Annotated in this window: 22 protein-coding genes; 12 read left to right on the plus strand and 10 right to left on the minus strand. The window is 74.0% G+C overall.

The window, feature by feature from the left end; all coding sequences use genetic code 11:
- Positions 1 to 105 precede the first annotated feature (105 nt).
- Positions 106 to 1,530: a cation:dicarboxylate symporter family transporter gene (locus ACO229_RS09975; protein ID WP_423464773.1), complete on the minus strand. Its 1,425-nt coding sequence runs from the start codon at positions 1,528 to 1,530 to the stop codon at positions 106 to 108.
- Between the two features lie 139 nt (positions 1,531 to 1,669).
- Here ACO229_RS09975 and ACO229_RS09980 point away from each other — a divergent pair, with 139 nt between their 5' ends.
- Both ACO229_RS09980 and ACO229_RS09985 read left to right on the plus strand, forming a co-directional pair.
- Entirely contained in the window at positions 1,670 to 3,412 is a 1,743-nt protein-coding gene (locus ACO229_RS09980) for an ATP-binding protein (RefSeq protein ID WP_423464774.1), read from the plus strand.
- Positions 3,409 to 4,101, plus strand: coding sequence for a response regulator (locus ACO229_RS09985; protein WP_397414753.1), 693 nt, complete (start codon positions 3,409 to 3,411; stop codon positions 4,099 to 4,101). The genes ACO229_RS09980 and ACO229_RS09985 overlap by 4 nt, the downstream gene beginning before the upstream one ends.
- Before the next feature lie 78 nt (positions 4,102 to 4,179).
- On the opposite strand, the gene ACO229_RS09990 is transcribed toward ACO229_RS09985, so the two are convergent.
- Both ACO229_RS09990 and ACO229_RS09995 read right to left on the minus strand, forming a co-directional pair.
- Positions 4,180 to 4,740, minus strand: coding sequence for a hypothetical protein (locus ACO229_RS09990; protein WP_423464775.1), 561 nt, complete (start codon positions 4,738 to 4,740; stop codon positions 4,180 to 4,182).
- Positions 4,741 to 4,750: 10 nt separating this feature from the next.
- Positions 4,751 to 5,947, minus strand: a complete 1,197-nt coding sequence (locus ACO229_RS09995) for an epoxide hydrolase family protein (protein ID WP_423464776.1) — start codon at positions 5,945 to 5,947, stop codon at positions 4,751 to 4,753.
- 62 nt (positions 5,948 to 6,009) lie between these two features.
- Here ACO229_RS09995 and ACO229_RS10000 point away from each other — a divergent pair, with 62 nt between their 5' ends.
- Positions 6,010 to 6,972 (plus strand): helix-turn-helix transcriptional regulator, encoded by a 963-nt coding sequence (locus tag ACO229_RS10000; protein WP_423464777.1) that lies wholly within the window; start codon positions 6,010 to 6,012, stop codon positions 6,970 to 6,972.
- Here the strand turns inward: ACO229_RS10000 and ACO229_RS10005 are convergent.
- The gene (locus tag ACO229_RS10005; RefSeq protein WP_397430130.1) at positions 6,942 to 7,937 is read right to left on the minus strand and encodes a helix-turn-helix transcriptional regulator; all 996 of its coding nucleotides are present in this window, start codon (positions 7,935 to 7,937) and stop codon (positions 6,942 to 6,944) included. The two genes, ACO229_RS10000 and ACO229_RS10005, sit on opposite strands and share 31 nt — an antisense overlap.
- A gap of 93 nt (positions 7,938 to 8,030) precedes the next feature.
- Here ACO229_RS10005 and ACO229_RS10010 point away from each other — a divergent pair, with 93 nt between their 5' ends.
- Both ACO229_RS10010 and ACO229_RS10015 read left to right on the plus strand, forming a co-directional pair.
- Complete coding sequence (locus ACO229_RS10010; protein ID WP_423464778.1) at positions 8,031 to 9,194, plus strand: ATP-binding cassette domain-containing protein; 1,164 nt, start codon at positions 8,031 to 8,033, stop codon at positions 9,192 to 9,194.
- Entirely contained in the window at positions 9,191 to 10,012 is an 822-nt protein-coding gene (locus tag ACO229_RS10015; RefSeq protein ID WP_423464779.1) for an ABC transporter permease, read from the plus strand. The genes ACO229_RS10010 and ACO229_RS10015 overlap by 4 nt, the downstream gene beginning before the upstream one ends.
- 82 nt (positions 10,013 to 10,094) lie before the next feature.
- On the opposite strand, the gene ACO229_RS10020 is transcribed toward ACO229_RS10015, so the two are convergent.
- The gene (locus ACO229_RS10020; RefSeq protein ID WP_397414737.1) at positions 10,095 to 11,309 is read right to left on the minus strand and encodes an FAD-dependent monooxygenase; all 1,215 of its coding nucleotides are present in this window, start codon (positions 11,307 to 11,309) and stop codon (positions 10,095 to 10,097) included.
- Between the two features lie 108 nt (positions 11,310 to 11,417).
- Between ACO229_RS10020 and ACO229_RS10025 the strand changes: the two genes are divergently transcribed.
- Positions 11,418 to 12,119 (plus strand): TetR/AcrR family transcriptional regulator, encoded by a 702-nt coding sequence (locus ACO229_RS10025; RefSeq protein WP_423464780.1) that lies wholly within the window; start codon positions 11,418 to 11,420, stop codon positions 12,117 to 12,119.
- A 12-nt stretch (positions 12,120 to 12,131) separates the two neighbouring features.
- Here the strand turns inward: ACO229_RS10025 and ACO229_RS10030 are convergent, their stop codons facing one another.
- From ACO229_RS10030 to ACO229_RS10040, 3 genes are all read right to left on the minus strand, one after another.
- Entirely contained in the window at positions 12,132 to 12,818 is a 687-nt protein-coding gene (locus tag ACO229_RS10030) for a dienelactone hydrolase family protein (protein WP_397430125.1), read from the minus strand.
- Between the two features lie 104 nt (positions 12,819 to 12,922).
- A complete protein-coding gene (locus tag ACO229_RS10035; RefSeq protein ID WP_423464781.1) occupies positions 12,923 to 13,516 on the minus strand; it encodes a histidine phosphatase family protein in 594 nt (197 codons plus the stop codon).
- 9 nt (positions 13,517 to 13,525) lie between these two features.
- Positions 13,526 to 14,185 (minus strand): transcriptional regulator, encoded by a 660-nt coding sequence (locus tag ACO229_RS10040; RefSeq protein WP_423464782.1) that lies wholly within the window; start codon positions 14,183 to 14,185, stop codon positions 13,526 to 13,528.
- A 63-nt stretch (positions 14,186 to 14,248) separates the two neighbouring features.
- Between ACO229_RS10040 and ACO229_RS10045 the strand changes: the two genes are divergently transcribed.
- Positions 14,249 to 14,578 (plus strand): PEP-utilizing enzyme, encoded by a 330-nt coding sequence (locus ACO229_RS10045; protein ID WP_397430122.1) that lies wholly within the window; start codon positions 14,249 to 14,251, stop codon positions 14,576 to 14,578.
- A gap of 19 nt (positions 14,579 to 14,597) precedes the next feature.
- Here the strand turns inward: ACO229_RS10045 and ACO229_RS10050 are convergent, their stop codons facing one another.
- On the minus strand, positions 14,598 to 15,782 hold the full coding sequence (locus tag ACO229_RS10050) for an FAD-dependent monooxygenase (protein WP_423464783.1): 1,185 nt from the start codon (positions 15,780 to 15,782) through the stop codon (positions 14,598 to 14,600).
- Between the two features lie 213 nt (positions 15,783 to 15,995).
- Between ACO229_RS10050 and ACO229_RS10055 the strand changes: the two genes are divergently transcribed.
- Positions 15,996 to 16,910: a M23 family metallopeptidase gene (locus tag ACO229_RS10055; protein ID WP_423464784.1), complete on the plus strand. Its 915-nt coding sequence runs from the start codon at positions 15,996 to 15,998 to the stop codon at positions 16,908 to 16,910.
- Between the two features lie 74 nt (positions 16,911 to 16,984).
- Here the strand turns inward: ACO229_RS10055 and ACO229_RS10060 are convergent, their stop codons facing one another.
- On the minus strand, positions 16,985 to 17,365 hold the full coding sequence (locus ACO229_RS10060; RefSeq protein WP_423464785.1) for a VOC family protein: 381 nt from the start codon (positions 17,363 to 17,365) through the stop codon (positions 16,985 to 16,987).
- Between the two features lie 131 nt (positions 17,366 to 17,496).
- Between ACO229_RS10060 and ACO229_RS10065 the strand changes: the two genes are divergently transcribed.
- From ACO229_RS10065 to ACO229_RS10080, 4 genes are all read left to right on the plus strand, one after another.
- Positions 17,497 to 17,952 (plus strand): nitroreductase/quinone reductase family protein, encoded by a 456-nt coding sequence (locus ACO229_RS10065; RefSeq protein WP_397430118.1) that lies wholly within the window; start codon positions 17,497 to 17,499, stop codon positions 17,950 to 17,952.
- A gap of 51 nt (positions 17,953 to 18,003) precedes the next feature.
- Positions 18,004 to 18,729: a DUF1684 domain-containing protein gene (locus tag ACO229_RS10070; protein ID WP_397430117.1), complete on the plus strand. Its 726-nt coding sequence runs from the start codon at positions 18,004 to 18,006 to the stop codon at positions 18,727 to 18,729.
- 82 nt (positions 18,730 to 18,811) lie between these two features.
- Positions 18,812 to 19,570, plus strand: a complete 759-nt coding sequence (locus ACO229_RS10075; RefSeq protein WP_423464786.1) for a VIT1/CCC1 transporter family protein — start codon at positions 18,812 to 18,814, stop codon at positions 19,568 to 19,570.
- Between the two features lie 16 nt (positions 19,571 to 19,586).
- Complete coding sequence (locus tag ACO229_RS10080) at positions 19,587 to 20,864, plus strand: arginine deiminase (RefSeq protein ID WP_423464787.1); 1,278 nt, start codon at positions 19,587 to 19,589, stop codon at positions 20,862 to 20,864.
- Positions 20,865 to 20,965: the final 101 nt, after the last annotated feature.

Below are 20,965 nucleotides of genomic sequence, written 5' to 3' on the forward strand. Positions count from 1 at the left end.
CGCCCGGAGACCGGGGAGCATGCGCGACCACCTGCCGGCGGCGGACCCGTTCAGACGGCGGCCGGGGCACCCCCAGAGCGCCCCGGCCGTCGTCGGTCCGTGAGGTCAGACGCCGGTGGGCTCGGCCACCTTGGCGCGCGCGCCGCCCGTGCGGCCCGCCTCGTCGGCGTCGCGGGCGGCGCCCGGAGCGCCGGCCTCGCCGTCGGCCGCGTCCTCCGGGCCGTGCAGGTCGGCTGCCGCGGCCTCGTCGAACGGCAGCGCGCCGGCCAGCACCTGGTCCACGCGGTCGCGGTCGATCTCCTTGGTCCAGGTGCCGATGATCACCGTCGCCACGGCGTTGCCGGTGAAGTTGGTCAGCGCACGGGCCTCGGACATGAAGCGGTCGATGCCCACCACGATGCCCACGCCGTCGACCAGGTCGGGCCGGTAGGTCTGCAGGCCGCCCGCGAGCGTGGCCAGGCCGGCGCCGGTGACCCCGGCGGCACCCTTGGAGGCGATGATCATGAAGGCGAGCATGCCGATCTGCTCGGGGATCGACAGCGGGGTGCCCATGGCCGAGGCGATGAACAGCGACGCCATGGTCAGGTAGATCGCCGTGCCGTCCAGGTTGAACGAGTACCCGGTCGGCACGGTGATGCCGACCACCGGCTTGGACACGCCCAGGTGCTCCATCTTGGCGATGAGGCGCGGCAGGGCCGCCTCGGACGACGACGTGCTGACGATGAGCAGGTACTCGCGCGCCAGGTACTTCATGAGCGAGAAGATGTTCACGCGGGCCACGAACCAGAGCACGGCGCCCAGCACCACGGCGATGAACACGATGCAGGTCAGGTAGAACCCGAGCATCAGCGTGCCGAGCGCGACGACGGCGCCCCAGCCGGTCTCGCCGACCACGCCGGCGATGGCGCCGAACGCGCCCACCGGGGCCACCCACAGGATCATCGTCAGCACGCGGAACACGATGGCCTGGATCATCCGGATCGCGTCGAGCGCAGGCTTGCCGCGCGCACCGAGCTGCTGGATCGCGAACCCGACGAGCAGCGCCACGAACAGCGTCTGCAGCACGGACTCCCCGGTCAGCGGCGAGACCAGCGTGGTGGGGATGATGCCGAGCACGAAGTCGACCAGACCCTCGGCCTCGCCGTCGGCCTCGTAGCTGGCGTCGGCGATGTTCAGGCCCTCGCCCGGGTGCAGCACGTTGCCGACGACCAGGCCGATGAACAGCGCGAACGTGGACATCACGAGGAAGTACAGCAGGGCCAGCCCGCCGACCCGGCCCACCGTCGCGGCCTTCGCGATCGAGCCGATGCCCAGCACGATGGTGCAGAAGATGACCGGCGAGATCATCATCTTGATCAGCGCGACGAACCCCTCGCCGAGCGGCTTCAGCGCCACTCCGGTGTCCGGGGAGGCCAGGCCCACGACGACACCGGCCACGACGGCCACGATCACCGCGATGTACAGGTAGTGACTCTTGTCGAGCCGGCGGCGCGGGGTCGTCCCGGCACCGGCGGGCTGCGTGACAGCCATGGTGGTTTCCTCTCACGACGCTGTGTGGTCAGCGACCAGGGTGCTGTCCCGGCCGTCGGAAACCCCCATTGCGTACATAGTGTTCTCGCGGTGCGCCCGGATGGTCGGTGGCACGGCGCGCGGGGGCCACAATGGGTCCGTGGCGCAGCGACGGGGTGCGAGTATCGCGAGGTGGTTCCTCGCCGTGCACACGGCCCTGCTCTTCGCGGGTGCGGTGATCGTGTTCGGCCTGCTGGCCGTGGACGCGCGCTCCTCGGCGGAGGCGCACGCGGCCACGGAGAGCACGGACCTGGCGGCCACGGTGGCCGCGGAGGCGCTCGTGATCGACACGGTCGCCCGGGCGCACGCCGACGCCGCCGACGACCGTGAGGGTTCGGTGGCCGAGGCCTCCGCGCAGCTCCAGCCGTACGCGGAGCGTGTCATGGAGGCCACCGAGATCGACTACCTGACGGTCATGGACACCGACCGCACCCGGTACACCCACCGCAACGCGTGGCAGATCGGCCACCCGTTCGTGGGTTCGACAGCGCCCGCGCTGCGCGGCGAGACGTTCACCGAGGTGTACGACGGCACGCTGGGGCCGTCGGTGCGCGCCGTCGTCCCGGTGGTGACGCAGGACGGCGAGGTGGTGGGCATGGTGTCGGCCGGCGTGACGCTGGACCGGCTGTGGGACAGCATCGTGCCCCGCCTGCTGGTGGTCGGCGTGGCCACGCTCCTGGCGTTCGCGACGGGCGCCGTGGCCGCGACGCTGCTGGCGCGCCGGCTGGACCGGATCACCGAGTCCCGCGGCCCGGACGAGCTGGCGCACCTGTTCGCCGCGCACGAGGCGGTGCTGCACTCGGTCGAGGAGGGCATGCTGCTGGTCGAGCACGGCACGGTGGTGCTGGCGAACGACGAGGCGCTGCGCCTGCTCGACGTGCCCGACCTGGCCGCGCCGTTCGCGGTCACGGACCCGCGGCTGTCCCCCGCCGTCCGCGACCTGCTCGGGGGCACCGCGCCCGAGGGGCCGGTGCGGGTGGGTTCCCGCGTGCTGCTGGTGGGGCGCGAGGCAGCCGCCACGCGCGGGCGGACCGTGGGCGAGGTCGTGGCCCTGCGTGACCGCACCGAGCTGCAGCGGGTGACCGGTGAGCTCTCCTCCGTGCGGACCATCTCGGACGCGCTGCGGGCTCAGACGCACGACTTCAGCAACCGGCTGCACACCATCGCGACCCTCATCGAGCTGGGCCGCAGCGACGAGGCCCTGCGGTTCGTGGCCGGGGAGCGCGACCTGGGCCAGCGCCTCACCGACCGCGTGGTGCAGGCCATCGAGGAACCGGTGATCGCGGCGCTCGTGCTGGGCAAGGCCGCGCAGGCCCGCGAGCGGGCCGTCGAGATGCACTTCGAGACGCACCTGGCGCCGGGCACGCACTGGCTGGAACCCGTGGACGTGGTGACGATCCTGGGCAACCTGATCGACAACGGCATCGACGCCGCGACGGCCCGCGTCCTGGAGGACGACGGCGCGGGTGCCGACGCCTGGGTCGAGGTGTACCTCGCCAACGGTGACGACGGGTCGCTGGTGTTCCAGGTCTCCGACTCCGGCCGGGGCATCGCCCCGGCACACGTCGCCCACATCTTCGAGCAGGGCTGGAGCACCAAGGACGCCGCGGCCGGCGGGCGCGGCTACGGGCTCGCGCTGGTGCGCCAGGTGGTCGAGAGCCTCGGCGGCGACATCGAGGTGTCCGGCGGCGCGGGCACGAACGCGGGCGCCGTCTTCACGGTCACGCTCCCCCGCCCCGCGGACCGCTCGGCGCCTCGCGCGACCGCGAGCCCTACGACCGCGAGCCCTGCGACCGCGAGCCCTACGACCGGGACAGCGGCCGGGACGGCGGCCCGCGCATGATCCGTGTCCTGGTCGTGGAGGACGACCACCGCACCGCCGAGGCGCACGGCGAGTACGTGCGCCGGGTCGAGGGCTTCGAGCTCGCGGGGGTGGTGCACACCGCGAGCGAGACCGTCCGCGCCCTGCGCGACGCCCAGGCCGCGGGAGCGGAGGTGCACCTGCTCCTGCTCGACATGAACCTGCCCGACCGGCACGGCCTGGTGCTGTGCCGGCAGCTGCGCGCGGCGGGCCTCGTCGTGGACGTGATCGCCGTGACGGCGGCCCGCGAGCTGGAGGTGGTGCGCGAGGCGGTGGCCGTCGGCGTGGTGCAGTACCTCATCAAGCCGTTCGTGTTCGGGCTGTTCGCGGAGAAGCTCGGCGCGTACCGCACCTACTTCGAGCAGATGCGCTCGCCGGTCTCGACCCTCAGCCAGCGCGAGGTGGACACCGCATTCGCGGCGCTGCGCACCTCCAACGCCGCCGGCCTGCCCAAGGGCCTGTCGCAGGACACCCTCGACGCCGTGTCCGACCTGCTCGCCCGGCAGACGGGCGCACTGTCGGCCAGCGAGGTCGCCGACGAGCTGCACCTGGCCCGCATCACGGCGCGCCGCTACCTGGAGTTCCTGGCGGACAGCGGGACCGCCACCCGCGCGCCCCGGTACGGGACGCGCGGGCGGCCGGAGCTCGAGTACTCCCGGCAGCGCGCCTGACGTACGACACGACCGGCGCCGCACGGCCGACGCCGCACGACCGGCGCCGCACGGCGCACGGCCGACGGTCGCGCCCGATCAGCGCCCGACGGCGGCCGCGAGCCGGTCGAGGTAGTCCTGCTCGCCCGCGGAGACCTTGACGCGCCTGCTGAAGAAGCCGCCCTCCTTGGTCGACGCCGCCTCGGCGACCTGCTCCGCGATCCGGTACACCCACGCGGCGTAGGCGGCGGCGTCCTTCTCGTCCGCCCGCGCGCGCAACAGGGCCACGGCGGCTCCGGTCAGCTCGACGGCCTCGGCCGTCGCACCCTCCGGGTCGGGGCGCACGCCCACCGTCGCCGCCTCCTGCGTGGCCGCGGCGGCGGCCGCCACCCCGACCTGCGACGCCGGGTTGCGTCGCGCCTCCTCCTCGGCCGCCGACTGCTCGGCGATCCGCTCGCGCAGCGCGACCGCCACCGACCGGACGAAGTCGTTCTCGTGCACCTGGGCCTCACGGAACACCCTGGCACCGGCCGCCGTCTCGAGCAGGAACCGAAGCCCGCCGGGTTCGCCGTCCGCGAGGGTCGCGCCCTTGAGCACGGCACCCGGTGCGTCCAGGATCTGGTCGATCTCGTCGTCGCTGAAGTCGGACAGGTTCGTCATGCGGCACAACCTACTGGGTGCGGCCCGGCCCGCGGGAACCCGGCCCGAGGTCGCGGACGAACGCGCGCAGGTCCTCCACCAGCAGGTTCGGTACCTCCAGCGCCGGGAAGTGGCCGCCCTCGGTGTGCTCGACCCAGCGCCCCACGGCACCCTGCGGGTCCACCACGCGCCGCAGCAGCGGGTGCGCGTCGAAGACGGACCAGGCGGTCGGCGCGTGGGTGCCGCTGAACCAGTCGACGTCCGAGTGGGACGCCTCGTAGTAGAACTGCGCGGAGGAGGCCCCGGCCCGGGTGAACCAGTAGAGGCTGACGGTGGTCAGCAGCGCGTCCCGGCCGACGGCGGCGTCGGGGGTCGCGTACGCGGGATTGGTCCAGCCCTGGTACTTCTCGGCGATCCAGGCCAGCAGCGCCACCGGCGAGTCCGTGAGCGCGGGCCCGATCGTGTCGGGCCGGTGGTTCTGCACCATGAGGTAGCCGAGGTCCTGGGCGTTCAGCGCCGCAACCCGTCCGATCTCCGCGGTCTCGTGCGCGGTGAGCCCGTCGGGTACCGGGAAGGCCTGGCCGGCCATGGCCAGCAGCCGCCCGTCGACAGCCTTGTGCACGCCGATCACCCGGTCCGGCCGGACCATGGCCAGGTGCCCCACGACCGCCGAGCCGATGTCGCTGCCGTGCAGCACGTACCGCTCGTAGCCGAGCCGGGACATGAGCTCCGCGGTCATGTCCGCCGTGCGGGACATCTCCCAGCCCGTGCCGCTCAGCGGCGTGGAGAACGCGAACCCGGGCAGGGACGGGACCACCACGTGGAAGGCGCCCGCGGCGTCGCCGCCGTGCGCCACCGGGTCGGTGAGCGGCCCGAGCACACGGGAGTACTCGGCGAACGACCCGGGCCAGCCGTGCAGCAGCACCAGCGGCGTCGCGTCCGGCTCCGGTGAGCGCAGGTGGACGTAGTGGACCGGCTGGTCGTCGATCCGGGTGACGAAGTGGGGCAGCTCGCCCAGCAGCGCCTCCTGGGACCGCCAGTCGAACTCGTCGCGCCAGTACTCGGCGAGGTCGCGCAGGTAGGGCAGCGGGACGCCGCGACCGAAGTCGTCGGTGCGCCCGGGGACGGGCAGCGGCCAGCGGGTCCTGGCGAGCCGGTCGCGCAGGTCGTCGAGGTCGGCCTGCGGCACGTCGATGCGGAACGGGGTGAGGTCATGGTTCGTGGTCACGACACCGACCGTAGGAACCATTGCGGCAGAGCAGCTTCCGCATTCGGTGTGATGATCGGGGGATGCTGGAGACCTCCACCCGTCTGCTCGAGCTGCTGTCCCTGTTGCAGCTGCGACGCGGCTGGACCGGTCAGGAGCTGGCCGAGCGGCTGGGCGTCTCGGCCCGCACGGTCCGCGCCGACGTCGGACGTCTGCGCGACCTGGGCTATCCCGTCGAGGCCCGCCCCGGGGTGGCCGGCGGCTACCGGCTGTCGGCGGGCACGGCGATGCCGCCGCTGCTGCTCTCCGACGACGAGGCGGTGGCCGTCGCCGTCGGCCTGCGCTCCGTGGCCGCCCAAGGCGTGGCCGGCGCGGAGGAGACCACGCTGACCGCGCTCGCCAAGCTCGATCAGGTGCTGCCGCACCGGCTGCGCCGCCGGGTGGACGCCGTCCGGGCCACGACCGCCGTCGTGCGCGACGACGGGCCCGTCACCGACCCGGCCGTGCTCGGCACGGTCGCGATGGCCGTCCGGTGGACGGAGCTGCTCCGGTTCGACTACACCTCCGCGGACGGCGCCACGACGACCCGTCTCGTGGAACCCCGGCACCTCGTGTGCTGGAACATGCGCTGGTACCTCGCCGCATGGGACCGCGACCGCGGGGACTGGCGGGTCTTCCGGGTCGACCGGATGACGCCGCGGGCCCCGACCGGCGCGCGCTTCGCCCCGCGACCGCCACCGGCCCCGGACGTCACGCGGTGGGTGACCGACCGGGTCGCACGGGCGACGTGGGGAGTGCGGGCACGGGTGCGGGTGCACGCGCCGGCCGACCAGGTCACACCACTCCTGGCGCCCGGAGTCGTCGCGGAGCCGCTGGACGAGCGCACGTGCGCCATCGACCTGGGCACCGACGATCCCGACCGGCTCGCGCTCTGGCTCGCGGCACTCGGCCCGGAGGTCGAGGTCCTGGAGGGCCGGGAGACCGCCGCGGCGTTCCGTCGCCTGGCGGACCGGGCTCAGCGCGCGGCGGGCGTCGCGCCCGCGTAGCGGGCCGCCAGCTCCCGGGTCGCCGCGACCAGCTCGGGCGGCCCCACCACCTCGAAGGGCACGTCGAACACCCCGAGCCAGCCGGCCAGCCCGCCCCACGACCACGAGCCCAGCACCACCCGGCACCGGGGCGCGCCGTCGACGTCGGGCAGCGGCTCGCACAGCCCTCGGGCGCCGATCCACGGCGCGATGTCGGCGGCCCTCGCGTGCAGCACCACCTCGCCCCGCACCGGCGACGGCGAACCGCTGATCCGGTCGGCGACGAACGCACCCACGTCACCGCCCGGCACCTCCCGCCGGGTGAACCGGGGCCCCGTACCCGACCGGAGGGTCAGCCGGTCCACCCGGAACAGCCGCCAGTCCGCCCGGTCCAGGTCGTACGCCACCAGGTACCAGCGCCCCTCCGAGGTCACCAGGTGGTGCGGCTCCACGCGGCGCGGCGGCCGGAAGGCGGCGTCCCCCTCGCCGACGACGGCCATGCTGCCGCCCGCGTAGTCGAACCGCACCACCTCCCCCGCCCGGCACGCGGAGCCGAGCGCCAGGAGCGTCTCGGGCTCCACGACCGCATCCTCGGTCCCGGGCCGGCGCCGCACCGTGGTCACCTCCAGCGCGTCGAGCCGGGACCGGAGCCGGGCAGGCATGACCTGCCGGATCGTCGCGAGCGCCCGCAGTGCGCCCTCCTCCGCCCCGGGGATCGCGGCGGTACGCAGGGCGAGGGCCACGGCCACGGCCTGCTCGTCGTCGAACAGGAGCGGCGGCAGGTCGGCGCCGGCGGCGAGGCGGTAGCCGCCGTCGGGCCCCTTGGTGGCGTTGACGGGATAGCCGAGCTCGCGCAGGCGGTCGACGTCGCGCCGCACCGTGCGCGGGCTCACGCCGAGCCGGTCGGCCAGCAGCGCACCCGGCCAGTCGCGGCGGGCCTGCAGGAGCGACAACAGGGTCAGGAGGCGTCCGGAGGTCTCGAGCACGGATCCAGGATCGCACGCGGTAGAGGCCAGGAACTGACCTCTACTGACGAAAGGGTGGGTCCTGTCAGCAGCACCAGGACAGAAGGAGACACCGTGATCCGCACAGACGCGCTCACCAAGGACTTCGTGGTGAGCCGCACCCGCACCGTGCACGCCGTGCGCGGCATCTCGCTCGACGTCGCGCCGGGCGAGCTGGTGGCGGTGCTCGGCCCCAACGGCGCCGGCAAGACCACCACGCTGCGCATGCTCACCACGCTCGTCCCGCCCACGTCGGGCACCGCGACGGTCGCCGGGTACGACGTCGTCGCCCACCCCGACCGGGTCCGCGCCGCCATCGGCTACGTGGGCCAGGGTGGCGCCGGCGGGGCGTCCCAGGTGGTCCGCGACGAGCTCGTGGTCCAGGGCGAGATCTACGGCCTCGACCGGCGCACCGCCCGCCGCCGGGCCGGCGAGCTGCTGGAGGCCCTCGACCTGACCGAGCAGGCCGACCGGAAGGTCGAGAGCCTGTCCGGCGGGCAGAAGCGCCGCCTCGACGTCGCCGTGGGACTGGTCCACCAGCCGTCGCTGCTGTTCCTCGACGAGCCCTCGACCGGCCTGGACCCGCACAACCGCGCCAACCTCTGGGAGCACATCCTCCGGATGCGGACCGCCACGGCCGAGCCCATGACGATCGTGCTCACCACGCACTACCTCGACGAGGCCGACACGTTCGCCGAGCGGGTCATCGTGGTGGACCACGGGCAGGTCATCGCCGACGACACCGCCGACGCCCTGAAGGCCGACCTGGCGGGAGACCTCGTGACGCTGCGCGTGGCGGCCGAGGACGCGGGGGCGCTCGCGACGCTCGCCGAGCGGGCGCCAGGGGCACGGTCGGTGCGGGTCGGACCCGCCCGGCGGGGGCCGGCCGGCGGGCCCCTGTCCGCCGGCCCGGCAGACAGCACCGCAGACCGCACCACGGGCCACGCCGCCGGCGACGGCACGAGCGCGGTCGAGATCCGGATGGCGGACGGCCCGGGTGCCACGCCCGGCCTGCTCCGCGCGGCCGACGCCGCGGGCCTGACGGTGCTCCGCGTCGACGTCGCCCGGCCCACGCTCGACGACGTCTTCCTCGGCCTCACCGGCCGCAGCCTGCGCGAGACGGGGGTCGGTGGCGAGGACGGGACGCCCGACCAGGGCCCGGTCTCCGCGCGCCCGGCGAGCGACACCAGCACGTCCACCACCAGCACCGACACCACCGCGAAGGAGGTCCTGGCATGAGCGCCGCGACCCTGTCCCCCGGCTCGGCCCCGACCACACCGGCCCGCCCGCTCCCCCGGCGCAGCCTCGTCCGTGACACCCGGATCGTGCTCCTGCGAGAGCTCGCCCCCGTGGTGCGCGACCCGTTCTCGCTGGTCTTCGGCCTGATCCAGCCCCTGGTGTTCCTCGGCCTGTTCGGTCCGCTGCTGGCGGGCTCCGCGGGCGGGAGCCTGGGCGGCGACGTCTGGCTCTGGTTCGTGCCCGCCGTGCTGGCCATGACCACCCTGTTCGGCACGTCGGTCACGGGCTCCAACCTGCAGCTCGACCTCACCTCGGGGGTGCACGAGCGGATGCTCGTCACCCCGCTGTCGCGCTCGGCGCAGCTCGTCGGCCGCGCGCTGAAGGAGATGGTGCCGATCGTCGCCCAGTCGGCGGTCGTGCTGCTGGTGATGCTGCCGTTCGGCCTGCGGCCCGACCCGGTGGGCGCGGTGCTGACACTGCTGCAGCTGGCGGTGCTCGGCATCGGCGTCGGCTCGCTGTCCTACGCGCTCGCCCTGGCGGTACGCAAGCAGGAGTGGATGTTCTGGGTGGTGCAGCAGACGGTCCTGTTCCCGGTGATGCTGCTGTCCGGCATGCTGCTGCCCCTGGAGTCCGGCCCGGCCTGGATGCGCGCCGTCTCGGCGGTGAACCCGCTGCGCTACGTCGTCGACTCCGGCCGCGCGGCCTTCGCGGGCGACATCCTCTCGACGACGGTCGCCTGGGGCTGGCTGGCGGCCGTCGCCACGGCGGCCGTGGGCCTGACGATCGGCGTCCGCGCCATCCTCCGCTCCACGGACTGACCCCGCCCGCCCGCTGAGTGCTGGATGTTCGCCCTTCTTCGTGTGCCAGGAGGGCGAATACCCAGCACTCGACGACGCGGGGTCAGGCGGCGATGTCCAGGGACTTCTCCGCGAAGCGGGGGGCGAAGACGCGTTGCATGACGCGCTTGCCCGTCGGGTTGCCGAGCAGGGTCTGGGTGAAGGTCCTGGCCCGCTTGTCACGGCGGGTCTGCGGCACGAACATGACCAGGTCCCGGCGGCCGTTGCGCTGGTGGGCGGCGATGAACGGGCGCATCCGCAGCTCCCACTCGCGCAGCGCGCGGGCCGGGTTGCCGGGGTTGCGCTGCAGCACCGTGCCCAGCAGGTCCGCCCCGGCCATCGCGCTGGAGGCCCCCATGCCGGAGTACAGCGTGACGCACCAGGCGGCGTCGCCGAGCAGTACCACGCGGCCGGAGTGCCAGCTCGGCATCACCACCTGGTGCACGGAGTCGAACAGGGCGTCGTCCGCGGCCTCGAACTGGTCCAGGAGGTTGCCCAGCACGGGCCCGGTGGGCTCGGGCCCGAAGGCCCGGCGCAGCGACTCGACCGGCGGACGGCGGAACTGCGCGTCCTCGTCGTCGGTGCGGTAGCTGAACAGCACGGTCGGCCGGTGGTCGGTGAACGGGAACACCCACGCCGACCGGCCGGGCTCCGCGACCACGATGCCGTCGGTCGGGCCGAAGCCGGGCACGGGCTCCTGGAGCACCGACACGCCGATGATGTGGTGGAACGGCCGCAGGTACGCGGCGTCGGGGCCGAACACGAGGCGGCGCACCGTGGACCGCAGGCCGTCGGCGCCCACCACCAGGTCGAAGCGTTCGGTCGCCTCCGTGGCCGGCTCGCCGGGGGTATCGCCGGTCGTGCGCAGCGTGACGTGCACGCCGTCGCCGCGCTCCTCGACGGCCACGGGCGTGGTGCCGAACCGCATCTCGGCGAGCGGTTCGACGGCGTCGTACAGCGCACCCTCGATGTCGCCGCGCAGCACGAGCTGGGGTGCGCCCGGCAGGTCGCCGTAGCCCATGCCGGGACGACGCCGGCCGTCCCGCTCGACGTCGTAGGTGATCGACGCCGGGTCCGTCCGGTTGCCGATGGCGTCCAGCACCCCGAGCCGGGCCGCCGCCGACTGCCCCGTGCCGAACATGCCGACGAAGTAGCCGGCGCCGCGCCGTGCGGGCGCCCGTTCGACGAGCACGGACTCCCACCCGACGTCGTGCAGGCGCAGCGCCGTGGCCAGTCCCCCGACACCCATCCCGACCACCAGTGCGCGCGGCTTGCTCATGTCGATCCCTCTCCTCGGTCTGCGAACGTGCCTCGATTATTGACTGCACAGATCTCGCCAGTCAAGAACTCGCGACTAGGATGGCCGTCACGCGAGGAAGGGGGAACGATGGCACGACCCGTGCAGGACCGCGCCGAGGTGATCCTGGCCGCGGCCAGGATCCAGTTCCTCCTCGACGGACCGGAGCGCACGACGGTCGACGCCGTCGCCGCCCGCGCCGGCGTCGGCAAGGGGACGGTCTTCCTCTACTGGCCCACGAAGGCACGACTGCGCGAGGCCGTCTTCCGCCTGGAGGCCGCCCGGATGCTCACCGATCTCGCCGACGACCTGCGCACCGGCGCGACACACCTGAGCGTCGGCCGCGTGGTCCGCAGCGAGATCGCCGCCGTCCTGGAGAACCCCGGCATGGCGCCGCTGCCGATGACCGAACCCGACACGCCCTTCGACCTCGACGAGTTCCCGGGCCCCGCGCTCCACCGGGTCCTGTCGATCATGCAGCGGCACGGTCTGGTCCGGGACACCCCGACCGACGAGGTCGCCACGGCCTTCCAGACCGTGATGAGCGGCTCCGTGACGCTCGCGCTGGCCGCGCCGGACCGGCGGGCGACGGTCCTGGACGCCGCGGAGCGCCTCATCCGGTCCACCTACGACCGCCCCGACGCCGACCCGCGCGCCGTCGCCGCGGCCCTGCCCGAGGTGCTCGACGCGCTGGAGGACACCGTCGACCGGCTCGTCGACTCCGCCGCCCCCGACCGGCCCACCACGGCGGAGCTGCGGCCCCGCCCCCGGCCGGCCCCGGCCACCGCCTGAGCGGGACCGCCGTCAGGCCCGGGCGCCGAGGTGCTCGTCGAAGAACCCGAGCGTGCGCGCCCAGGCGTCCGCGGACGCCTCCGGGTCGTGCGACATGCCCTGGACCCGCATCAGCATCCCGAGCGCGCCCGTGTACTGCGCCAGGAAGGAGTGGGTGGCGCCCGGGTACACCTTGAGGTCCACGGGCACCCCGGCCCGCTCCAGCCCGGCCCGCAGCTTGGCCACCTCGGCGACATCGACCACCGTGTCCCGGTCGCCGAAGCTCGCCACGACCGGGCAGGGCGCCGACAGCATCGCGTCGAGCGCTGCCGGCTCCTGCTTGCCCTTCGGCAGCAGCCCGTAGTTGACCGACGCGGCGTCGAACCCGCCGCGGCCCGCCGCCACCAGGGCGAACCGGCCACCCATGCAGAAGCCCATGATGCCGACCCGGCCCGTGCAGTCCGGCCGGTCCGCGAGCGCCGCGCGCTCGGCCTCCAGCCGGTCGTAGGCCGGACCCTGGTCGGCGACGAAGCTGCGGAACGTCTGCCGCAGGCACCGGCCGCCCTGGAACATCGAGGGGGCGTGGACCACGTAGCCCTGGGCCGCGAGGTGGTCGCACACGCGGCGCAGCTCTGCCGTCATGCCGTAGGCGTCGTGCACCACCACGACGCCGGGGAACGGTCCGTCACCGTCGGGAACCGCGGTGTATCCAGGGTGCACGGTGTGCCTCCGTCGTGCTGACGTGGGGACGCCCGGCCGGACGCCGCCGTCGGACCGTACCAGCGCGCCGCGCGCGCTGCACGGACTCGTGTGCGACCGACTCCTCAGGGCCGCACCGCCCCCGGGAACCCCGTCCAGCGCAGGTCTGCGGGCAGGTGGCCCATGTCGTTGAAGAGCACGACCGAGGGCGGCAGGCCGTCGCGGTACTCGATCACCGTCAGCGCGGCGTTGCCTGCGTTCAGGCCGAGCCAGCGCGCGGGCGGGGCGTCGAGCGCGTGCCGCAGCAGCCAGGCCACCTGGAACGCGTGGGTCACCAGCACCTCGTGCGTCTCGGCCTCGGCGGTCCGGGCGAACCGGTCGACGAGGTCCGCGGCGAGCCGTTCACCGGGGACACGCTCGGCGTCGTCGAACCCGTCGAAGAAGCCCGCCCAGGCCGCCGGCAGGTCCGGGCCGGAGGGGACGTACGGCACGTGGTCGACCAGCTCGGCGGCCTCCGCGACGGGCACGCCCGGCAGGCGCCGGGCGATCTCGTGCGCGCTCGCCGAGGCGCGGGGCAGGGGCGAGTGCCACACGGCGTCGACCGGGAGGCCGGCCAGCCGTTCGCCGAGCAGCCCGGCCTGCCGCCGTCCGACATCGGTCAGCTCGCCGAACGCGTCGGCCGCACCGTGCCGGGCCAGGTAGAGATGTCTGGTCGCCATGCGACGAACCTACTGGCCGGCGGTGGCGGCGCGGTCGACGCCGAGGGTCGAGATCAGGTCCTCGTGGAGCTCCATCCACACCGCGTGGCAGGAGGCGACGCCCGTGCCCGCCACCCACTCCCCCCGGCCCGCCCGGGCGCGGGCCAGGGCCGAGGAGAACCGCGTGTCGTACCCCTCGAACCGCGCGAGCACCTGGCTCAGCCCCGCGACCAAGGGTTCGAGCTCGGCCTCCAGCGCCTCCAGCTCGTCGAGGACGCGCGCGTCCCACTCGGGGTCCGTGTGGGTGTTCGGGACGAGCCGTTCGTCCCCGTTCGCCCGGAGCTGCCAGTCCGTGCAGGCCTGCAGCAGGCGGTCGTTCAGCGGCCCGAACCGCTCGTGCGCGCTCTCGACGGCGGGCCGCGCACCCGACTCCGCGAGCTCCTCGGCCAGGCGTCTGTCGTCCTCGGCGCGGCCACGCTCCGTCATCGACCACCCGCTGGTCCCCGCGAACGCCGCGTGACTGACCCAGCCGTACGCCTCGTCGTCGAGCAGGATCTCGTGGGTGCCCGCTTCGTCGAGGCCGAACCGCTCGGCGACGGCGCCGTCGTCCGCCATCCCCTGGATGCGCACGGAGTGGAGCACGAGCAGCTCGGGCTGAGAGGATCGGCCGGGCAGCGTGTCGTTGGTCATGTCTGGACCGTGCGTCCTGCGGCGGCCGGTGTCAACGCGAACAGGTACGCCCAGGGAGGAAGCATGTCGCACAGCACGGCCGGCGTCGCCGGCACACCCGGCAGCCCGGGCCGGGCCACCGGGCCCGCCCGCGTGGTGCACGGCCCCGACGACTTCACCCGGGTCCGTGCCGGCGACGTGCTGGTGTGCCGCTTCACCGAACCGGCCTGGACCGCGCTGTTCGGCGTCGTTGCCGCGGTCGTCACCGAGACGGGCGGCGTGCTGTCGCACGCCGCGATCGTGGCCCGTGAGCACGGCATCCCCGCCGTGCTCGCGGTGCCGGGGGTCACGACCATGCTCCGGGACGGCCAGACGGTGACCGTCGACGGCGACGCCGGGCGGGTCTCCACCTGACCCTGCGGGAACGTGGGCCTCACGACGTGAGCTGGAGCCGGCGCTGGAGCAGCGCCGAGACCGGGCGGTAGGACGCCAGGCGCAGCGGCAGGTCACGCACCCAGAGCCGGAACGGGTCGGCGGGGGCGTACAGGCCCTTGACCTGGCGGCCGAGTCTCTGCTTGCGCTCCGCCTCAGGGCGGAGCTGCGCCTCCCACTCGCGCAGGGGGAGGGCGAGGTCCGCCGGGTGCCGCTCCAGGGCAGCGCCCAGCGCATCGGCCCCGGCCACGGCCAGCGAGGAGCCATACCCCGCGAAGAGCGTGACGCACCACGCGGCGTCGCCCAGCAACACCACCCTGTCCCGGCTCCAGCCGCCCACGACCATCTGGCTGACCGTGTCGAAGTAGACCGACCCGGCCCCGGCGAGCTGGCCCAGCACCTGCGGGGCCACCCAGCCCATGTCGCCGTAGGCGCGCGGCAGGGCGACGTGCGGCCCGTCGGCGAGCTCGGCCGAGGGCCGCTGCGTGCGGTAGCCGAAGAACGCGACCGCCCGCCGCGCCCCGACGCTCACCACCGCCAGCGTGCGCCCGGTGTCAGTGAGCGAGGCCGTGACGCCCGGTTCGACGCCGTCGGGCAGCCTGTCGAGCTCGAACACCCCGGCCATGTGGTTCAGGTCCAGCCGCACGTCGTCCTCAGGACCGAAGACCAGGCGCCGGACCGCCGAGTGCAAACCGTCCGCGCCGACGAGCAGGTCCGCGCGCTCCACGGTGCCGTCCGACAGGGTCACGTCCACGCCGTCCGGATCCTGCCGAACCTCGGTGACGCTCGCACCGAACCTCACCTCCACCGTGCCCGACGCCGCGCCGGTGACAGCCGTGTACAGCACGTCCTCGATGTCTCCGCGCAGGATGTTCAGCGAACGGTCCCCCACCATCGCACGGACCGTGGGGCCCGGGACGGTGAAGCGGGTGCGCCCGTCGGGGCGGACGTAGTCCATCCGGTCCGGCACGATGTGCCGGCGGGCCAGCTCGGGCAGCACGCCCATCCGCTCCGCGGCGTCGTACCCCAGGCCCGCGAAGGTCACCGCGTACCCGCCGGAGCGACGCTCGGGCGCCCGCTCCACCACAAGGGCTTCCCAGCCCGCCTGGTACAACCGCAGCGCAGTCGCGAGCCCGGCGATGCCGGCTCCGACGACGACGGCACGGGGGTTGCGGTGTGTGGTCATGACACGTCTCCTCGACGACGGCGCGCGACCCTGCCGGCCGCTCGCTCGACCTTCATGAAAACATGATCGCAGATTCGTTTTCAAGAGTGGGCGGGACCACGCACGAGTGGCTGGGGACGTCCACGGGGAGCACTCCCCATGGGCGCCGTCCGGGGCGCCGTGCCAGCCTTCGCCAGGTCAGACCAGGAGTCCGACCCCAGGATGGAGAGCACCATGGCAGTCACCTCCCCGTTCCGCAGGAAGATCACCAGGCGGTGGACGTTCGCGGCCGTGACCGCGCTCGCCCTGGCCGCCTCCCCGGCGGCCGCCGCCACGACCTCGACCCAGGACGCGGGCGTCCTGGCCATCGCCCACAAGGCACCGTTCGACTGTGGCAAGACCTTCTACGCCAACAACTGGACCGGCGGGCACAACCCGTCCGGCTCCATCGACTGGCAGACGTACGGCAGCGACGCCATCAACGGCGAGACGGTCCGTGCCACGGCGGGCGGCACCGCGACGTTCGACGACGAGGGCAGCACGAGCTACGGCAAGTGGGTGCAGATCGTGCACAGCGACGGCACCCGCACGCGCTACGCCCACCTCGCCACGATGGTGCGGGCCGCGGGCCAGACCATGTCCGTCAGCCAGGGCACCGTGATCGGCACCGTCGGGTCCACCGGAGGGTCGAGCGCACCGCACCTGCACTACGAGCAGCGCACCTCGTCCGGCGTGGTCGACACCTCGCCGACCGTCGACGGCGTCACCGTCTCGCTGGGCCAGAAGAAGGCGGTCACCAGCACCAACGGCTGCGGCAGCTCGAGCAACCCCTACACGCCCGCCGAGGTCTGCGGCAGCGGCTACTCGGTGATCGACTCCGCGGCGCTGGGCACCGTGGGCCGCACCTACCTGCTCTACAACGCCGGCAACGGCTACAACTGCGCGGTCACGCTCAAGTCCACCAACCTGGGCACGCCGAGCGCGGTCTCGGCCTTCCTGGAACCGGAGGGCGCGTCCCGCACCACCGACTCGGGGAACTTCTCCTACTACGCCGGCCCGGTCAAGCGGTCCGCACCGGGCACCTGCGTGAAGTGGGGCGGCTCGGTGGGCAGCACGAGCTACACCAGCCCGTTCGAGCACTGCGGCTGACGCCGGCCGAACCGGTCGCCAGGCCCCCGGGACGCATTCCGGCGGGCCTGGCGGCCCTGGCGTGGTCCGACGGATCAGCCGCGCGGCGGTTCGATCAGGTCCCAGGGCATGCCGTACAGGTCCTCGAACACGGCCACCGTGCCGTAGGCCTCGTGGCGCGGTTCCTCGCGGAACCGCACGCCGGCCGCCGTCATGCGGGCGTGCTGCGCGGCGAAGTCGTCGGTCTCCAGGAAGAACGCGACCTTCCCGGCGGCCTGGTCGCCCACGGCGGCCGGGGCGTCCGTCCGGGCGAGGACCAGCCCGGTCCCGCCGTCCGCCGGGCCGACGACGACGCGACGGCGTCCGGCCGCGGTGGTCTCGTCCTCGCGGAGGGCGAACCCGAGGGCGTCGACGAAGAAGGCGATGGCCTCGTCGTGGTCGCGGACGAGATAGGTGACGTCGGAGAGTCGCAGCACCCCGTGATCCTAGGCCGCGCGGACGCCGACCCCCGCGCCGGCCCGCGATGCGCCCGCACCCGACCGATACTGGACGGCACGAACCTTTCCGGTGCCGGACACCGTACGTCCGGCCGACCCCGAGGACTGACGTGACCTTCACCCACCCCACCGGCACGCGCGGCGCGAGGCAGCCCGGACGCGGCTTCCGCTGGATGAACCGGCTCCTCATGCGACGCGCCCGCCGCGCCGAGGGCACGACCATGGGCATGAACCTGCTGGTCCTGACCACCGTCGGACGCAAGAGCGGGCAGCCCCGCTCCAACCCGCTGGCCGGGTTCCCCGGGCCCGACGGGAGCTGGCTGGTCGTGGCCTCGGCCGGAGGTGCCCCCGCCAACCCGGCCTGGTACCTCAACCTCGCCGCGCACCCCGACCAGGTCACCGTCGAGCAGGGCGGCCGCAAGGTCGCCGTCACCGCCACGGAGCTGCACGGTGCCGAGCGCGCCGAGGCCTGGCAGAAGATCACCGCCCAGGCGGCGAACTTCCGCCGGTACGAGCAGGTGACCGACCGGGAGATCCCCGTGATCCGGCTCACGCCCAGGGCCTGAGCCCGCGACCCCGCCCCGTGCGACGCCGCCGCGGTGGGTAGTGTCGTGCGCATGACGTACGCCACCACCTCCCCGGCCGTCACGGCGCTCCAGACCGCGGACTGGCGCCGCCGCGTCTTCGCGCTCTACGCCGAGGCCCGCACCCGTGCCGTCGTGGACCCGGCCGCCGCCCACGCCGGCTGGGTCGCCGCCCGGGACGAGCTCTTCGCGACGCACCCGGTGTCGCCGATCCTGCCCGAGGACCGGCCCGGCTTCACCGGCCTGACCGTCACCCCCTACGACCCGGCCTGGCGCCTGAGCGCCCCGATCGTCCCGGCCGAGCCCGGGCCCGACGGCGCGCCGCGCCGCCTCGACGTGCCCACCGGGACCGACGGTGTGGTGCCGTTCGAGCTGCTCGGCACGGTGACCCTGGCGTCCGACACCCTGGGCGACCTCGGCACGCTCGACGTCTGGCGGCTCGCCTCCTACGGCGGCGGCCTGTTCGTGCCGATCAAGGACGCGCTCGCGGGCCCGCCCGGCGGCACCTACGGCGGTGGGCGCTACCTCATCGACACGATCAAGGGCGCCTGGCTCGGGCACACCGGCGGGCCCGACGGCGGCGAGGGGGGCGGCCCGGGCGACTTCGGCGACGGTGACCTGGTGCTCGACCTCAACTTCGCCTACAACCCGTCCTGCGCCTACGACCCGGCATGGACGTGCCCGCTGGCCCAGGACGGCAACACGCTGGCCGTGGAGGTCCCGGTGGGCGAGCGCACCCCGGACACGCAGGCGTACTGAACCACGGCCGGGGGCAAGGTGAGGCTGTCCAACCCCGCCCCCGGCACTGGCTCTCCGCGCCGACTCCTGGTTGCCTGAACCCATGACCACCCCCACGTCCGGCACGAACCACCCGGACACCGGCCGCGACGCCACCGGACACCCCGACGAGCCGCACACCAACGGGCTCGCAGAGCGCCTGAACTGGCTGCGCGCAGGCGTGCTCGGCGCGAACGACGGCATCGTCTCGGTCGCCGCGGTCGCCGTCGGCGTCGCGGCCGCCACGTCGCAGACCGGGCCCATCCTCACCGCCGGCCTCGCCGCCCTCGTCGGCGGGGCGATCTCGATGGCCCTGGGCGAGTACGTGTCGGTCTCCAGCCAGTCCGACAGCCAGAAGGCCCTCATCGCCAAGGAGAAGGCCGAGCTCGCCGAGATGCCCGAGCAGGAGCTCGCCGAGCTGGCGGGGCTCTACGAGGCCAAGGGCCTGTCCCCCGCCACCGCCCGCCAGGTCGCCGTAGAGCTCACCGAGCACGACGCCCTGGCCGCCCACCTGGAGGCCGAGCTCAACATCGACGAGGACGAGGTCGTCAGCCCCTGGCACGCCGCCCTCGCGTCCGCCGTCGCCTTCACGCTCGGCGCCGTCCTGCCGCTCGCCGCCGTGCTCCTGATCCCGGAGCCCTGGCGGGTCGGCGTGACGTTCGTCGTCGTGCTGGCCGCCCTGGCCGGGACGGGGTGGATCGCGGCCTGGATCGGCGGCGCACCGCGGGTGCGCGCCACGGCGCGCGTGGTGATCGGCGGAGCCCTGGCGCTGGGCGCGACCTTCGCGATCGGCTCGCTGCTCGGCACGACGGCGGTCGGGTGAGTACCGTTAGCGCCCGATGAACACCATCGACAGCACCCCGCCCCCGGCCGGCATACCCTCGTCGGCGTACGGCGTCCACTCCGAGGTCGGCCGGCTGCGCAAGGTCCTGGTCTGCGCGCCCGGGCTGGCCCATCAGCGGCTCACGCCGTCCAACTCCGCCGACCTCCTGTTCGACGACGTGCTGTGGGTCGAGCGCGCGCAGCAGGACCACGCCGACTTCGTGGCGGAGCTGCGCGGCCGCGACGTCGACGTCGTCGAGCTGCACGCCCTGCTCGCCGAGACGCTCCGCGTGCCGGGCGCCCGCGACTGGCTCCTGGACCGCAAGATCGTGCCCGAGATCGTGGGCAACGGCCTGGTGGAGGCCACGCGCGAGTACCTGGAGTCGCTGCCCGAGCACGAGCTGGCGCGCTACCTGATCGGCGGCCTCGCCGTCGCGGACGTGCCCGAGCTCCCGCCGGGCTTCCGCGCACTGGCAGACCTCAGCCCCGACGCGCGCGAGTACCTCATGCCGCCGCTGCCGAACACGCTGTTCACGCGCGACACGACGTGCTGGATCTACGGCGGCCTCACCCTGAACCCGCTGTACTGGCAGGCCCGCCGCGACGAGACGCTGCTCATGAAGGCCGTCTACACGTTCCACCCCCAGTACGTGGGCAGCCGGGTGTGGTGGGGCGACCCCGAGACCGGCCACGGGGAGGCCACCTTCGAGGGTGGCGACATCATGCCGATCGGCAACGGCACCGTGCTGATGGGCATGAGCGAGCGCACCTCGCGCCAGGCCATCACGCAGGTCGCCGCCTCGCTGTTCGAGGCGGGCGCGGCCGAGCAGATCGTCGTGGCGGGCATGCCCCGCCTGCGCGCCGCCATGCACCTGGACACGATCATGACGTTCGTCGACGTCGACACCGTGACCGTGTACCCGCGGATCGTCGACCGCGTGCACCCGTTCGTGCTGCGGCCCGACGGCGGGCCGCTCGGCGTCTCGGTGACCGACGCCGGCGGGTCGTCCTTCCTCGACGTCGTCGGGCAGGTCTCCGGGCTCGGCGAGCTCCGGGTCATCGAGACCGGCGGCGACGTCTACGAGTCGGAGCGGCAGCAGTGGGACAGCGGCAACAACTCGGTCGCCGTCGAGCCGGGCGTGGTGTTCACCTACGACCGGAACACGACCACCAACGACCTGCTGCGCAAGGCCGGCATCGAGGTCATCGAGATCGCCGGCGGCGAGCTGGGTCGCGGCCGGGGCGGCGGGCACTGCATGACCTGCCCGATCATCCGTGACCCCGTGACCTGGTAGAGCCAGGCCCTGCGCCGGGCCGGCGTCGGCCCGGCGCCGGACCTCGCGGCGCCGCGCGCCACGCGCCAGTTACCCTGCATTCCGGACAAACCCCCTGAAAG

This window comes from Promicromonospora sp. MS192, assembly GCF_049532985.1.
Classification (GTDB): Bacteria; Actinomycetota; Actinomycetes; order Actinomycetales; family Cellulomonadaceae; genus Promicromonospora.

What these genes read in the sequence shown, in the direction of transcription:
- ACO229_RS10025 (WP_423464780.1), top strand. Translation starts at nt 11,418, where the DNA reads ATGGCACGACCCGTGCAGGACCGCGCCGAGGTGATCCTGGCCGCGGCC.
- ACO229_RS09990 (WP_423464775.1), bottom strand. Translation starts at nt 4,740, where the DNA reads ATGACGAACCTGTCCGACTTCAGCGACGACGAGATCGACCAGATCCTG.
- ACO229_RS10020 (WP_397414737.1), bottom strand. Translation starts at nt 11,309, where the DNA reads ATGAGCAAGCCGCGCGCACTGGTGGTCGGGATGGGTGTCGGGGGACTG.
- ACO229_RS10075 (WP_423464786.1), top strand. Translation starts at nt 18,812, where the DNA reads ATGACCACCCCCACGTCCGGCACGAACCACCCGGACACCGGCCGCGAC.
- ACO229_RS10000 (WP_423464777.1), top strand. Translation starts at nt 6,010, where the DNA reads ATGCTGGAGACCTCCACCCGTCTGCTCGAGCTGCTGTCCCTGTTGCAG.
- ACO229_RS10055 (WP_423464784.1), top strand. Translation starts at nt 15,996, where the DNA reads ATGGCAGTCACCTCCCCGTTCCGCAGGAAGATCACCAGGCGGTGGACG.
- ACO229_RS10035 (WP_423464781.1), bottom strand. Translation starts at nt 13,516, where the DNA reads ATGGCGACCAGACATCTCTACCTGGCCCGGCACGGTGCGGCCGACGCG.
- ACO229_RS09975 (WP_423464773.1), bottom strand. Translation starts at nt 1,530, where the DNA reads ATGGCTGTCACGCAGCCCGCCGGTGCCGGGACGACCCCGCGCCGCCGG.
- ACO229_RS10080 (WP_423464787.1), top strand. Translation starts at nt 19,587, where the DNA reads ATGAACACCATCGACAGCACCCCGCCCCCGGCCGGCATACCCTCGTCG.
- ACO229_RS10045 (WP_397430122.1), top strand. Translation starts at nt 14,249, where the DNA reads ATGTCGCACAGCACGGCCGGCGTCGCCGGCACACCCGGCAGCCCGGGC.
- ACO229_RS09985 (WP_397414753.1), top strand. Translation starts at nt 3,409, where the DNA reads ATGATCCGTGTCCTGGTCGTGGAGGACGACCACCGCACCGCCGAGGCG.
- ACO229_RS10070 (WP_397430117.1), top strand. Translation starts at nt 18,004, where the DNA reads ATGACGTACGCCACCACCTCCCCGGCCGTCACGGCGCTCCAGACCGCG.
- ACO229_RS10040 (WP_423464782.1), bottom strand. Translation starts at nt 14,185, where the DNA reads ATGACCAACGACACGCTGCCCGGCCGATCCTCTCAGCCCGAGCTGCTC.
- ACO229_RS10050 (WP_423464783.1), bottom strand. Translation starts at nt 15,782, where the DNA reads ATGACCACACACCGCAACCCCCGTGCCGTCGTCGTCGGAGCCGGCATC.
- ACO229_RS10015 (WP_423464779.1), top strand. Translation starts at nt 9,191, where the DNA reads ATGAGCGCCGCGACCCTGTCCCCCGGCTCGGCCCCGACCACACCGGCC.